This is a genomic window from Escherichia sp. E14S1, assembly GCF_004211995.1.
Taxonomy (GTDB): domain Bacteria; phylum Pseudomonadota; class Gammaproteobacteria; order Enterobacterales; family Enterobacteriaceae; genus Escherichia.
The window spans coordinates 14,337-29,327 of the sequence record NZ_RHJQ01000017.1; the positions used below are offsets into that span (position 1 = coordinate 14,337).

The window sequence follows — 14,991 nt, forward strand, 5'->3', positions numbered from 1 at the left end:
GGTTGAACGCAATACAACAACGATATTATCCAGACAGACGCTTTATGTACGTCATCAGCACTACATGACTCGCCCTTCTGCCCCGCTCCGATCTGGCGAATAACGCCCAGAGACGCTCACTACTCAGCGGATAAGTGAGACGCTACCCGCTATTTTTACCTTATTGCATCTGAAATGTTTACTTTGCCACTTGTATGTAGCATTCTTGACGAAATTCATCATTTCAGCATAAAGGCAGAAAATCATGGATACGCCTGTCCATCTGTTAAAAGTTGCGCAACGTTCAGAGAAAATGCTGTTTTCTCTTACCGAACAAATTCAGTCACAGAAAGAAGAGTTGCAGGAAAACAAGTTTTATCAGGTCTATGCCAAGGCAGCGCTTGCCCGGCTGCCCCGTCTCACGCGCGCCAGCGTGGACTACGCCGTCAACGAGATGGAAGAAAGCGGCTATGTGTTTGATAAGCGCCCCGCCGGTAGCTCCACCAAATACGCGATGTCGATTCAGAACATTATCGACATTTACCATCACCGTGGCGTTCCCAAATATCGCGACCGCTATCCATCGGCATTCGCCGTTTTCATCGGCAACCTGAAAGGTGGCGTGTCTAAAACGGTTTCTACCGTTTCTCTGGCCCATGCGCTACGCACCCACCCTCACCTGCTTTATGAAGACTTACGCATCCTGGTCGTTGATCTCGATCCGCAGTCTTCAGCAACCATGTTCCTCAACCATACCCGGGCCATTGGCATGGTCGAGGCCACCTCCGCACAGGCCATGCTGCAAAATGTATCGCGTGAGGAGTTGCTCTCAGAATTTATCGTGCCTTCCATTGTGCCGGGCGTGGACGTACTGCCAGCCTCAATTGAAGATGCGTTTATCGCCTCACGCTGGGATGAGTTATGCGCCGAACACCTGCCTGGACAGAATGTTCACGCGGTGTTGAAAGAGAATGTGATTGATAAACTGCGCAAAGATTACGATTTCATCTTTATCGATAGCGGCCCACACCTTGATGCGTTTCTCAAAAATGCTATCGCCTCAGCCGATCTGCTGTTAACGCCGGTTCCGCCTGCGCAGGTTGATTTCCACTCGACGCTGAAATATTTAACCAGGCTCCCTGAACTGGTTGAAATTATTAATGAATCCGGCATGAAATGTAATCTGCAAGGCAATATCGGCTTTATGTCAAAACTGTCGAACAAGGCCGACCATAAGCTTTGTCATAGCCTGGCGAAGGAAATTTTTGGCGGCGATATGCTTGATGTCGCATTACCGCGACTGGATGGCTTTGAGCGTTGTGGTGAGTCTTTCGACACCGTTGTCTCGGCAAACCCAGCCACCTATATCGGCAGCAGCGAAGCGTTGAAAAATGCCCGCCACGCCGCCGAAGATTTCGCCCGGGCAGTCTTCGACCGCATTGAATTTATCAGAACCAATGGAGGTGTATGATGAGCGCCAAGAGAGTCACCATAGGCCGTACCTTCAAAACCCCTGCGCTGCACGAGGATGATGGCGGACCGTCTCAGGAGCAAATCTTTACCCTCTCCACTGGGCGTCATGTTACTTTTTCGCTGCGCACCATCCCGGCCAACGAGGTTGAAAATGGGACGTATGTTATTCAGGAGATCAATGGCCGCGATCAGACTTCACTGACCAGCGAGTCCCTGAAAGACATTACCCGCACGCTTCGTCTGCAACAGTTTTTCCCTTGCATCGGCATCGAGCGGGAAGACGGCGTGGAAATTATTGATGGTTCCCGCAGACGCGCGGCGGCAATTTTGTGCCATACCCCACTGAAAGTGCTGGTCACCACTTCAACAGTATCTGCCGATGAAGCTCGTAAACTGGCGGCAGATATTCAGACGGCGAAAGAACATAACCTGCGTGAAGTCGGGTTACGCCTGATGGCGCTTAAAGCGTCTGGTCTGAATCAGAAACAGATAGCCGCACAGGAAAAACTGTCGCCGGCCAAAGTCTCCCGCGCCATGCAGGCGGCATCCGTTCCGCAGGAACTGGTTTCCCTGTTTCCGGTGCAGTCGGAGCTTCATTTTTCCGATTACAAATTACTCGCTGCGGTGGACGAAAGTCTCGCCGAGAAAAATGTCGAACTGAGCACGCTGATCGAACAAATTTCAGAAGATATTGATCTTATTCTGAGCGAAGGTGGCCTTGCGGAAGATGAGATTAAAAATAAGCTGCTGAAGCTTATTCAGAAAAAATCCTCTTTGCTGATCTCACTGCCTAAAAAAGAGAAAGCGAAAGTGGTGTCGCTATGGGCTTTTGATGACAAAGACAGATACGCGCGTAAACGCATTAATGGCCGGACAATCTCTTTTGAATTTAATCGTCTGACAAAAGAGGTCATGGACGAGCTGGAGCAGTCAATTAATGACGTGCTCGCCAGGCACCTTGATTAACCGTTTTCGCGCGGACATCATGAATGTACGCGGTAACGGCAAAATGGCTATTTAGCCCGACGTAGTTTCTTGCCGGATGCGGCGTAAACGCCTTATCCGGCCTACAGAACCATGTAGATGTAAGCGCTTACTTCATGTGATAACCTGATAGTAAAACGAAAAACTCAGGCACTGCCTATAAATTATAATTATGCCACAACAGAACTATTCCTGCTATCACCGCAAAAAAACCAATAACGCTGAGTAAAAAAATTATCGACACATGATGACTAAACTTAACTTTTCGGTTGCTGAACATAATCTCATATCCTTCCATCTTGCTTCTCCTTTTTCTATCCTGGTTAATAGCGGGTATATCTTTTACAGAGCAATATTTATCTAAAATGCTGTTTTGTTCTAAATCCGGGTGTGAATAAAGTCTTTATCTTATTTTTGATTTTTGTGCCAAAATTTATTTTCTCTGTATGTGCACTATCACATACTGACACTCAGCGTAAGAGAAAACCATCAGGATTTGGCCTTAGTTTAGCGGCCAGGAGGTATTGATAATATGGCTAAAAGAGGAGTAAGCAGCGGGCAAAAATAAAGCCGGTGAACGACAGCATGTATTCACCGGCCCCTTCCAATAGATCGATATAAGACAGAAGGAAATAAACTGTTATATCAATTTACTACTTTAATTACTTAAGTACTTTCACGGTATAACGGCCATCGGCCTGACGATACGCACCATGAATATCGGTTTCAAAGCCCGGATAATGCGCGCCAATTTCACACAGCATCTGCAGGAACTCCAGTACCGGACGGCTTTCAGCGGTGATCATTTCGCCAGGCATCACCAGCGGTACACCCGGAGGATACGGCAGGATCATATTGGCGTTAACGCGACCGACCATGTCATCCAGATAAACTTCTTCTACTTCGCTATGCAGTTCTTTCTGGAATGCACGATACGGCGTTACCACCATTTCAGGCAGAACTTCGAACGCGCGATACATCAGATCCGGCAAATTATGGTGAGAAATCAGTTTATGAATGTTCTGCGCCAGTTCCTGAATACGCATGTCTTCATAGAATTCAGGATCTTCCTGATACAGTGACGGCAGCATGTTTTTCACACGCAGGTTTAAATCAAAGGCGCGTTTGAACTCGGTCAGGCCACGCAACAGGCTCAGAGCTTTGGTTTTATCGATACCAATGCTGAAAAGGAAGAGCAGGTTATAAGGACCGGTTTTCTCAACAATAATGCCGTGTTCATCAAGGTATTTCGCCACAATGCTTGCTGGAATACCGAAATCGTCCATCGTGCCGTCTTTCGTCATACCCGGCGTCAGCAGAGTGACTTTGATCGGGTCCAGATACATATGCTCGTTGTCAATGTTCTGGAAACCATGCCAGCCGTTGTCAGAATTGAGCGGCCAGCATTCAACCTGGTCAATCTGCTCTGGCTGCCAGACATCAAAGAACCAACCTTCTGATTCACCTTTTAAGCGTTTAATCTCTTTACGGAACCTGATTGCACGATTAATAGAGCCATCAATCAGACGCTTACCGGCATTTCCTTTCATCATTGCCGCAGCAGTTTCAGTCGATGCAACAATACCGTAATGCGGTGAAGTCGTGGTGTGCATCATATAGGCTTCGCTGAACGTCTCTTCGTTGACATCCCCTTTCACATGGATCATGGATGCCTGAGAAAACGCCGCGAGCAATTTATGCGTAGACTGAGTTTCGTAAATCACTTTACCTTCAACACGACCACCGCTCATCCCGCATTTACCTTTGTAAATTGGCGAGAAATTGGTGTAAGGCACCCAAGCGGAATCAAAGTGGATGGATTTTACGTCCAGCGTTTTCTTGATGTAATCGGTGTTGTACAGCAGGCCGTCATAAGTCGAGTTGGTAATAACAGCATGTACAGGCCAGGTGGCATTCGGAGTTTCTTGCACGCGTTTGGCGATGGTTTCATGCTGAAATTCGCTCTGCGGAATACCGCCTAAAATACCGTAAGCATTACGGGTCGGGCGGAAGTAGATCGGCGTAATATCGCTCATCATCATCAGATGGGTCAGCGATTTGTGGCAGTTACGGTCAATCAGCACAGTACTGCCCGCCGGAGCGGAATACATGCCGACGATTTTGTTAGCGGTTGACGTACCGTTGGTGACCATATAGCTGCGTTCAGCGTTGAACACGCGAGCAATATACTCTTCCGCTTCTTTGTGCGGACCAGAGTGATCCAGCAGAGATCCCAGCTCAGATACCGAGATGGAGATGTCTGACTTCATGGTGTTTGCACCAAAGAAGTCATAGAAAATGCTACCGACCGGGCTTTTCAGGAATGCCGTACCGCTCATATGACCAGGGGTACAGAATGTGTACTTACCTTCACGAACATATTTGAACAGGGCTTTGGTCAGTGGCGGCAGAATGGTATCGATATATTCGTCAGTATTTTGCTTGATTTTTAAGGCGATATCTTCCGCCGCGCCCAGCGCGTATTCGAAGAAACGCACCTGCATACGCAGCTCGTTAAGGCTGACATCCAGGGTAGAGTGAGTATTTGCAAACGCATACAGTGGCATGTACTCATTCATGGCGCTGATTTCTTCGCACAGCGCAAGATTGTACTTATCCCAGTCGAAGATCACGCCGCAAAGTTGAGCATTATTTTCAATCAGCTTCAGCAGATCTTCGCGGTCGTTTGGATAGACAACGTGGAAGCCTCGTTTTTCAAGGGCGCAATGCAATTCACGGATAGGCTCTTCTTTAAAGTAAACACCCATCTGATTCATTATCGCGATAACGTTCATATTTATATCTCCTGATAGAGCTGGCTCCTCCCGTCTCGTTGTGGGAGAACGAGAGGAACGCAGAGAAACGAAGGGAATTAGTGGGTGTCTACGCTGCTAACGTCGTCAGCAGCATGTTCGCGCTGGTGCAATTTACGACCGTAAAACATCAGGATTATCAGGCTGACGATAAATGTACCGGTCAGCTCGAAGGACGTGGCGCCTGACAGAGCGATGAAGCAGAAGACACAACCCAGCACTGAACAAACCAGGCTGGCGCAGTTGCGCAGGTTGACGCCTTCGAAACGAATCAGATCAACACAGGAGTAGAAGTAAGGAAGCATGGTTAACAGCACGGCGATCCCGGTTAGCACGCCAAACAGGTCAGAAGCTTTACCACCGGTAGAGTTCATCACCGTGATCAACACCATCAGGGCTGTCATTTTCACAGCTGCAAGCAGCAGGCCTTTTTTAGGGATGTTATTACTGTCAACATCACCATAAACTTTCGGGAAGTTGCCGTCGTTTGCCGCACGGACACCCGCCTGGCCAACCAGCATCATCCAGGAACCGAGGGAAGTCAGACAGGCGAAAGCGGTAAAAGCAGAAACCACCGGTGCGGCCCAGCCGCCAAACATCGTCGCGGCGCTAACGGCGAACGGAGCACCAGAAGCAGCCATACGGTCGGCAGGGAACATCCCGGAAAGCACCTGGGTTGCGGCAATATAAACGATACCGGCCATTGCCGTGCCCAGCATGGTTGCCAGCGGAACGGTGCGTTTTGGATTCTTCACCATGCCGCTGCTCACCGCAGCAGATTCAACGCCAACGAAAGCCCACAGGCAGAGCAGAATACTGTTAATCACAGCGCGGCTGTCAGTCGTACCGGAGGTGTTCCAGTTCGCCTGGTAAGTCGCCAGATCAAACCAGTGCCAGCCAATAACAGCAGTCAATGCGACAGGAATCAGAACCAGTATCAGGCCAATCGTCGTCAAACGACTCACCCAGGTACCGCCAAGCATGTTGACGAACGTAAAGATCCAGACGATAGCAATACAGGCAATGCCGGCTGGAATTGGGCTATTTAATACAGGGAAGAAAGTAGAAAGATAAGAGACTGCGGTAATACCAATAGCAAGGTTACCGATCCAGTTCGCATGGTAATAAAGAACACCGGTCTGGAAACCGAATGCCGGAGATATTTCCCCTGCATAAGCAATTGGACCACCTTGTTGCGGGTTTTTGGTCGCCAGGCGGGCATAAACATAGGCCAGCGACATCGCGCCAATAATAGAGATAATCCATCCCCAGATAGCAATACCACCAATGCTGGCAAGATTCGCGGGTAATAATGCAATCCCGCTGCCCATCATATTACCGGCTACCACGCCAGTGCAGGCAAATAGCCCGATCTGTTTGGCAGAACTCATATTTTCAATCTCCTGGATTTAATATTCAAGGCACTAGTCAACATGTAAACAACGCTGAAGACTGGCCGACTACAGAAAAGAGTACTAATTCAGGAGAATGAAGTCCTAAAGATAAAATGAATAAACAATAAACGATATATAAATGATGTTTTTTAGAGATCCATAAAGGTTATCTGGATTATCTACGGTTATCATGAAAAGATAAATCTTGTTTATTATCAACCAATTAAAGCAACTTTCTTAAGAATAAAACCGTAGTTCATCTGACTTATGATGGATTACGTAAAATATAAATACGGTGACTGATGACATGAAAAAAACGCCTTATCATATTATTTAAGAAAAAATATGATAAGGCTTCATTTATTCTGCTGAAGAATAATTTTCAAGGTAGGGTACGATGCGGTTTAGTGATGTCTGGAATATTCCGTTTTTAATCCAGTACAGCGTGTTTTCACCAGGACGAAAATTAAATGCGGTAATATAGGCATCAGCAGCAAGACGGTTTTCGCCTTTCATTTCGTAGACTTTTCCCAGCAGGATATAGTTTAGCCAGGAGAGCTCATTTCTGATACCAAGATTAATTGCCTGATACGCCTCCTCCACGTTGCCACGATCTAACAAATCGACAGTTTTAATCTGATAGTAAATCGCTGAATCCTTGATCCCTGGGCTGTTACGAATTTTCTCCATCGAGGCATATAACGTTTTAAGCTGTTTGTCATCAAGCAACTGCTGCGTATGGCGAAAAATATCGATCAATGCTTTTTCAGCATTAACATAGGTAAATTCCGGGGACTGTTTCGCCACGTCTTCGAGGATTTCACTGGCTTTGTTTAGCGATGCAGCATCCCCCTGCATTAACAACTGATGTGCTTCAAAAAAATGTGCCAGAGACTGACTTTTAATGGGTTGATAATGGCTCATCATTTCCGTCATTTTGTCTGACCGGGATAGCGAAAGCGCCGATGATAAATTGCTCAGTAAATCATTCTGGATCGCAACCTCATTAGACCCCGTAATGAAGTAACGTTTATCCAGCATAACCTCGCCGTTCGCATGATCGACCAGGCGGACAGACATAAAACATTGCTGTGCGCGATAGTGACGTTGATTGAGAAACTCCAGCGTTAACGTTTTCCCTGAATTCCCCGAAACATGGCCGCTGTAGTTTATTTTGTCATGCACCATATAATTAGAAAATGTGTTAAGCGTGGATGTCACCAGGCTTCCTAAGCCAACGGCATAAAAAAGCTGTAAATTCCAGTTATTACATGCATTTCCATTAACGAGGTGTATATCAATATCAAGTGGATTCAGCAGAAGCTGAGTATTGGTCGTCGTTAAATTAGATTTAATTGCTGTTTTTGCAACCATAAATACACAACTGAGCACGGCTAGTAAAAATATAGCCCAAACGATAACAACACGGAAATGATGATATTTACGCGGCTGATTATCCGTTAATTGAGGTGCGGTAATGGTGGGGGCATTGGTCGGTGGCGGAGTATCAGACATAATATCGGATTGTTCAGGCGTCAATTCCATTTCTTCAGCACACCATATTACCGGCGCGGTGAGTTTATATCCACGCTTGGGGATAGTAACGATATATTCATTATTTTCATCATCATCGCCATTTTTTAATGACTTGCGTAATTCAGAAATAGATTGTGTTACAACGTGGCTGGTAACGATATTACGCTTCCACACATGGTCAATCAACTCATCGCGCGTAAGCACCTCTCCGGGGTGATGAGCAAGAAAAACCAGAAGATCGATTAATCGCGGTTCGAGTGTTGTCCGCCGCCCGTTGCAGCTGATTTGATTAACATCGGGACTGACTAACCATTCGCCCACTCGAACGACAGGTTGCTGCATAAAATTAGCTCCAAAAAACGGCTTGTTATATGCTGATATTAACACCCTCTTCAATTGTTGCATCTGTTTCCATATTATTAACCATAAAATAAGTTAAATCTGTAGCAAAAAGAAACTAACTTAAGATATTTAATGAGATTAACTCAGGTGTTTACCCTGGCTAATATAAAGGCATTTATATTAATCCTATATAAATAGATTAAGCCTACTACTAAAAATTAACCAGTCCAAACCAGGAGTAGTAACGAGAAAAACAGGAATAGTAATCGTAGTTATCGACAACGATGGCAGATATAACACCCTGGTAGGGTGCTATATCTGATGTGCATCGGGGATAATCAAAGATCATTAATCGGTAATTTAAAGAAGGCGATCATTTCCTGTAATTGTCTGACCTGATCATGCAGACTCAGTGCGATGGTTTCCGATTCGCCGACCAATATGCTATTACGCTGCGTCACGTTATCCATTTCAGTCAGTGCATACGCAACCTGCTGAATTCCCTTGCTCTGCTCTTCAGACGCCTGTGAGATATCATTCATAATGCTGTTGACATCATAAATGGCATCTACCATTTCATTAATCGTCTTACCCGCATTGGAAGCCAGCGCATTGCCTGTATTAACATGTTCAACGGCTGTGGTTATCAATTCATTGATTTCTTTTGCCGCACTGGCGCTGTTTTGAGCCAGATGCCGTACTTCACTGGCAACGACAGCAAATCCACGTCCATGATCTCCGGCTCTTGCCGCTTCAACAGCAGCATTAAGCGCCAGGATATATGTCTGGCGAGCGATGTCATCCACAACTTTGTTAATTTCCGATATCTTTTTAACACTTTGCTCAATAGTACGGATGGTTTCCGTAACCGCCTGCGCCGCCGTCAGCCCTTCCTGTGCCGTCGTATTTGCCGCGCTGGCAAATTCATTCGCTTTTTTTGCGTTGTCAGCATTATGCGCGACTGTCGTACTAATCTCTTCCATATTGGCAGCCGTAAGCTGTAATGCCCCCGCCTGCTCCTCTGTACGAGTTGACAGGTCGCTGTTGCCATGCGCCATTTCATCAGTACTGTCACTGATTAATTCAATTGAACTTTTAAACGTTGTAAGGATTTCGCTTAAATTGAGCCGCATAGTATCCAGTTGCTCAATAACTTCGCCAATTTCGTTTTTCTGACCGATGTCTAAGGTATGGTTAAGTTCGCCATTAGAAATTAAAGAAAAGCATTCTTTAATGTATTCAAATCGTGAGAATACTTTATTTTTTAACCATAGCCAGCCAACAGCCGATAATATTATCCAAAAACCGAAAGAGAATATACTAACATAATAAGAGTCAGTTAACAGACAGTTAATAATATCCTTAGCTTCAGGCTCATCATATTTATAGACATAATCATCCAGAGCATTTTCCTGAATAACAAAATTATCGACCTCTTTTTGCACTTCACTCAGTCGACCCGAACTAAACGCCTTTTCAACATTTGCAAAAGCATTACTGACTGCCTGAGTGGATTTCGAACCAACTTTAGCATCATCAGAAATTACATTCAGATACTCATGGAAATAATTTTTAGCAGATTCCATGTTATGCATGGATTTACTATTGTCACGGTAATCCCATTCTTCAAAGACAAGTTCAAGCGCTTGCCGTGTCTTTGACAATTTATTGATCTGATCTAAACCTGTCGTTAGCCTGAAAACGTTATTCTTAATCTCAATAAAATGATATAATGTTATAATATTTGACATAGTGAAGAGCAAAACAACAAAAGAAACGGCAATAATAAAAGTTGTTTTTAGAGATAATGAGTCAGGTAAAAACCTGAGCTTCTCGCTGATTTTTGATGAAAAAATCATTATGCACCTGACCTGTAAGCATGAAAATTACTAAAGCAACATTTTAGTCAACTGATATTTCTGCTGTACGCTCAACCAATTGCATTTCTTCACTGTTAAGCAATTTTTCAATATCTACGAGAATAAGCATTCTGGAATCAAGCGTACCTAAGCCAAGCAAGTAATCCGTAGCTAATTTTGCGCCACTAAAATCAGGTGCCGGGCGAATTTGTTCGGGTGACAAGGAGAGCACATCAGAGACACCATCGACCACTATCCCAACTATTTTATTAGAAAAACTTAACACGATAACGACAGTGTTTTCATCAAATGCGACAGTGTCGAGATGAAATTTAACGCGAAAGTCAACTACAGGTACAATAACGCCGCGAAGGTTTGTCACACCGGCAATAAAATCAGGGGTATTCGCAATGCGTGTAACACGTTCATAGCCGCGAATTTCCTGAACCTTTAATATCTCGATCCCATACTCTTCTTGTCCAAGAGTAAAAATTAAATATTCATTACCGACATTTTCTTTTGCCGACTGCTTATCGTTATCTGTGAGTTTCATAATGTATTCCTTAATTGAGAACCTTGCCGGAATCCACTATTGCAGGCGTCATTGCTGTTCTGGAATAAAGCGCAGCAACATCCAGGATCATAGCTACGCTGCCGTCCCCCAGAATAGTGGCAGCAGCAATTCCCGGCACCTTACGATAGTTTTGTTCGAGATTTTTGACGACAACCTGATGCTGACCAATCAGTTGATCAACCAGTAGCGCATAACGAACGCCAGCACTTTGCACGACGACCGCAATACCTTCATTTACACTCTGTAAATCACTCTGGATACCGAAAAGATTATTCAGCTCTATGAGGGCCAGATATTCCTCTCTGACTTTCAATACCAGCTCACCGCCGGACATTCTGTTTAACGGCATTTCCAGTAACATCAGCGATTCCATCACTGCGCCAAGCGGAAGAACATAAATTTCTGACCCAACGCGTACAGACATACCGTCCAGAATTGCCAGCGTCAGAGGTAATATTATCCGGATAGTGGTTCCACGCCCCTGCTCTGAATGGATTGTCACATGGCCGCCCATATCCTGAATGTTTCGTTTCACGACATCCATACCAACGCCACGACCGGAGACATCGGTAACTTTCTCTGCGGTGGAGAAACCCGCTGCAAAAATGAGCATCCAGACTTCTTCATCGCTGGGGTTATCACTAATAGCGACGCCCTGCGCATGAGCGCGATTAAGGATTTTTTCTCTGTTGAGGCCGGCGCCATCATCCACGACTTCGATAACAATATTACCGCCGTGGTGCTCTGCCGATAGCGTCAGGCTACCGGTAGCAGGTTTACCATTAGCGAGCCTGACATCAATCGGCTCAATACCGTGATCCAGACTATTACGTACCAGATGTGTAAGAGGGTCGATAATGCGTTCGATTAAACTTTTATCCAGTTCAGCAGAACCGCCCCACAGCGTCAGTTCTACCTGTTTATTTAATTTATTAGCAAGATCATGAACTAAACGCGGAAAACGGCTGAAGACATATTCCATCGGCATCATACGGATCGACATCACCGATGCCTGCAAATCCCGTGCATTACGTTCGAGTTGCGCAATACTGTTAATCAGCGAATCGTACTGAGCAGGATCCAGCCCCGCAGATAACTGTGTAAGCATGGTCTGGGTGATAATAAGTTCACCGACCTGGTTAATTATCTGATCTACTTTTTCTACGGCGACACGAATACTACCGGATTCAGTACCTTGTTTACGGGATTCGCTGGCACCACGCAGTTTTCTTGCTGGCGCAGCGCCAGTCGGGGAACTGGCTGTTGCAGAAAATCCACTATCGTTTGTTTCTCCCGCAACACCGCCTGTATCCGGACAGGTATTTTCTACAAAATCGTCATCACAAACATCAATTGTGATTTGTTCTGGTTCCAGAATAAAACATAATACCGCCAGAATATCATCCGCAGCGGTAGTGGTAAACATACGAGCCTGCAGGCTGCTTTTCTCAATTTTAAGATCCTGCAACTCGCCAAGATTTTTAAGTTCCTCAACAAGAGGTTCGAAATCCTTTTCTCCCAGATCCCTGAGGGTAATCTTTAAAATATCTTCTCCCGTTCCTGTATCTTTTTTACTTTCTTTTATCGGCTCGGACTGAGTGTTGTTATTAACAGTGCCCTCCCTGGATTCCAGGGCCATCTGTCTCAGTGCCTCGCAAATATACCGGTAGCTGTCCTCATCCGGCGAGCGGGAAGATTTATATGCATCAAGTTGATCCTGCATAATATCCTTACTTTCTAAAAAAAGATTAATGATGCCTTCATTGAGCTGGAGTTTTCCGCTGCGGGCATCATCCAGAATATTTTCCAGAATATGCGTTGTTTCCTGCAATATGGTAAAACCAAATGTCCCCGCGCCGCCTTTAATCGAATGAGCGGCTCGGAAGATAGCGTTCAGGCTTTCCTTATCAGGCGTTCGCGGATTAAGCTCAAGCAAATGCCCTTCCATATCTGCCAATAGCTCATCGGCTTCATCAAAGAAAGTCTGATAAAAATCGCTGATATCCATCTTATTTCGTCTTCTCCTGAACAGGAATTTCGGACGCGGGGTGTAACGGCGGGTTAGCGGTGCCAAGTGTGCTGGATGGCGCAATATCAGGTGTACTGGATAGTGCAATACCAGGTTTGCTGGATGGCGCAATATCAGGTTTACTGGATGGCGCAATATCAGGTTTGCTGGATGGCGCAATATCAGGTTTGCTGGATGGCGCAGAGAGTTTTTGTTCTGTCACATCACTGTTAAGCAACTTATCCTCGTTCATAATTTCTTGTTCTTTCTCTTCACTCAGCACGAGGATACTGATGCGACGGTTGACGGGATCGTCTTTCGCTGTACCGGTCTGATTCATACTGTCAGCATCACCGATAACCTGTAAGAATTTGCCAACTTCCAGACCATGATTAATAAGTATTCTTCTCGCCGCGTTAGCACGATCAACGGAAAGTTCCCAGTTGCTATAGCCTGCGTCGCCGCCGGCATAAGGCAACGAATCAGTATGTCCGGTTACCATTATGTGATTCGGTAATTGGTTCAAAACAGGCACTAATGCCTCCAGAATTCCGACCATATAGGTTTCCGGTGTCCAGCTACCAACTTTAAACATCGGGCGTTCCTGGCTGTCCGTTATCTGTATCAACAGTCCATTCGGGGTCAACGATAAACGTAAATTTGAACGGAATTTGTTCAGACGGGCATCCGTCTTCATGATGTCGTGCAGCTTTGACTCTGCATGCTTCAGCGTTTTATTTCCCGAATAGAAATGATCTTCCTGCTTTTGCAAAACAGTTTTCTGAACTTCCCCATTCTGATGAACAACATCCTCGCCACCGCCGGGAATAATACTTTGGCTCTGAGTATCTTTGTCGCCATGTTCGGCCATAGGTACGCCGATGGGGATTTTGAAATACTCTGCAAGCTGATGACGCTGCTCTGGCGTGGAGGAAGAAACCAGCCACATAACCAAAAAAAAGGACATCATGGCAGTCATAAAATCGGCATAAGCGATTTTCCACGAACCACCATGTAAACCTTCTTTTTTATTACCTGAGCGTCTTACAACAACAATGTTGCCGGTCCCGTTGTTCTTCATGGGGCCTCACCTGTGGAAGAATTATTGGCCGAATATTTCGCCTGGCGAACATGTTCCTCAAGCTCGGCAAAGCCCGGACGTTCGCTGGTAAAGAGGGTTTTTCGACCGAACTCAACCGCAATTTGCGGCGCAGAACCATGAATACATGACAGCAACGTAGTTTTAATACACTGAAGCATTTTTATTTGCTCGGCACTTTTCTGCCGTAACAGAGACGCCAGCGGAAGCACCAAACCATAGGCCAGTAGGATCCCTAAAAAGGTTCCCACCATCGCATGGGCTATCAAAGCACCAAGTTCAGCGGCGGGTTTATCTACTGCGCTAAGGGCGTTTACGACCCCCATAACGGCCGCCACAATACCGAATGCCGGTAAAGCATCACCTGCAGTCTGCAAACTGTGAACCGTTGTTTCATATTCCATTTCGCAGGTTTCAATTTCCTCATCCATTAAAGATTCCATTTCAAAGGCGTTCATACTGCCACTGATCATCAGTCGCAGGTAATCAACCATAAAATTCATCACGCTTTTATCTTTCAATAAGCGGGGATAAGAAGAAAAAATATCACTGCTTTCAGGATCTTCAATATCATTTTCCAGTGACATTAGCCCTTTTTGACGTCCTTTACTTAGCAGTAAAAACATCATGGCCAGTAAATCCATGTACATTTCTTTTGAGTAAAGTGCCTTAGCCCGGAATAAGACAGGAAATGTTTTTATAGTTGAACGAATAGCCTTGCCATTATTACCAACGATAAATGCACCCAGACCTGCGCCAGCGATAATCAAAAATTCGGTTGGCTGATATAATGACATCAGATATCCTCCGGCGAGGACATAACCACCAAACACAGTCACAAAAACTACAAAATATCCTAATAAAACAAGCATGTTCGCTCCTTACCATCGGTCATGCCTGGTATAAAAAAGGCTGACAGAGATGTTCACT

General features: G+C 45.4%; 10 protein-coding genes. 2 read left to right on the forward strand and 8 right to left on the reverse strand.

All coding sequences use genetic code 11. The features are described 5' to 3' along the window. Positions 1 to 244 precede the first annotated feature (244 nt). Entirely contained in the window at positions 245 to 1,450 is a 1,206-nt protein-coding gene (locus D9734_RS18290; protein ID WP_130209509.1) for an AAA family ATPase, read from the forward strand. Next, positions 1,447 to 2,418: a ParB family protein gene (locus tag D9734_RS18295; RefSeq protein ID WP_240780413.1), complete on the forward strand. Its 972-nt coding sequence runs from the start codon at positions 1,447 to 1,449 to the stop codon at positions 2,416 to 2,418. The genes D9734_RS18290 and D9734_RS18295 overlap by 4 nt, the downstream gene beginning before the upstream one ends. A 680-nt stretch (positions 2,419 to 3,098) precedes the next feature. Here the strand turns inward: D9734_RS18295 and cadA are convergent. The 8 genes from cadA to motA form a co-directional block, all read right to left on the reverse strand. Continuing rightward, positions 3,099 to 5,231, reverse strand: coding sequence for a lysine decarboxylase CadA (gene cadA / locus D9734_RS18300; RefSeq protein WP_130209511.1), 2,133 nt, complete (start codon positions 5,229 to 5,231; stop codon positions 3,099 to 3,101). A 77-nt stretch (positions 5,232 to 5,308) separates the two neighbouring features. After that, complete coding sequence (cadB, locus tag D9734_RS18305; protein WP_130209513.1) at positions 5,309 to 6,640, reverse strand: cadaverine/lysine antiporter; 1,332 nt, start codon at positions 6,638 to 6,640, stop codon at positions 5,309 to 5,311. Between the two features lie 363 nt (positions 6,641 to 7,003). After that, positions 7,004 to 8,521: a lysine decarboxylation/transport transcriptional activator CadC gene (cadC, locus tag D9734_RS18310; protein WP_130209647.1), complete on the reverse strand. Its 1,518-nt coding sequence runs from the start codon at positions 8,519 to 8,521 to the stop codon at positions 7,004 to 7,006. A 338-nt stretch (positions 8,522 to 8,859) separates the two neighbouring features. Next, positions 8,860 to 10,380, reverse strand: a complete 1,521-nt coding sequence (locus tag D9734_RS18315; protein WP_130209515.1) for a methyl-accepting chemotaxis protein — start codon at positions 10,378 to 10,380, stop codon at positions 8,860 to 8,862. 43 nt (positions 10,381 to 10,423) lie between these two features. Beyond that, positions 10,424 to 10,933 carry a chemotaxis protein CheW gene (locus D9734_RS18320; RefSeq protein WP_130209517.1) on the reverse strand — a complete coding sequence of 170 codons (510 nt, stop codon included), beginning with the start codon at positions 10,931 to 10,933 and terminating at the stop codon, positions 10,424 to 10,426. A 10-nt stretch (positions 10,934 to 10,943) separates the two neighbouring features. Then, complete coding sequence (gene cheA / locus D9734_RS18325; protein ID WP_130209519.1) at positions 10,944 to 12,962, reverse strand: chemotaxis protein CheA; 2,019 nt, start codon at positions 12,960 to 12,962, stop codon at positions 10,944 to 10,946. 1 nt (position 12,963) lies between these two features. Beyond that, positions 12,964 to 14,043, reverse strand: coding sequence for a flagellar motor protein MotB (gene motB / locus D9734_RS18330; protein ID WP_130209521.1), 1,080 nt, complete (start codon positions 14,041 to 14,043; stop codon positions 12,964 to 12,966). Further along, positions 14,040 to 14,933: a flagellar motor stator protein MotA gene (gene motA / locus D9734_RS18335; RefSeq protein WP_130209523.1), complete on the reverse strand. Its 894-nt coding sequence runs from the start codon at positions 14,931 to 14,933 to the stop codon at positions 14,040 to 14,042. Before motA ends, motB begins: the two co-directional genes overlap by 4 nt. Positions 14,934 to 14,991 lie beyond the last annotated feature (58 nt).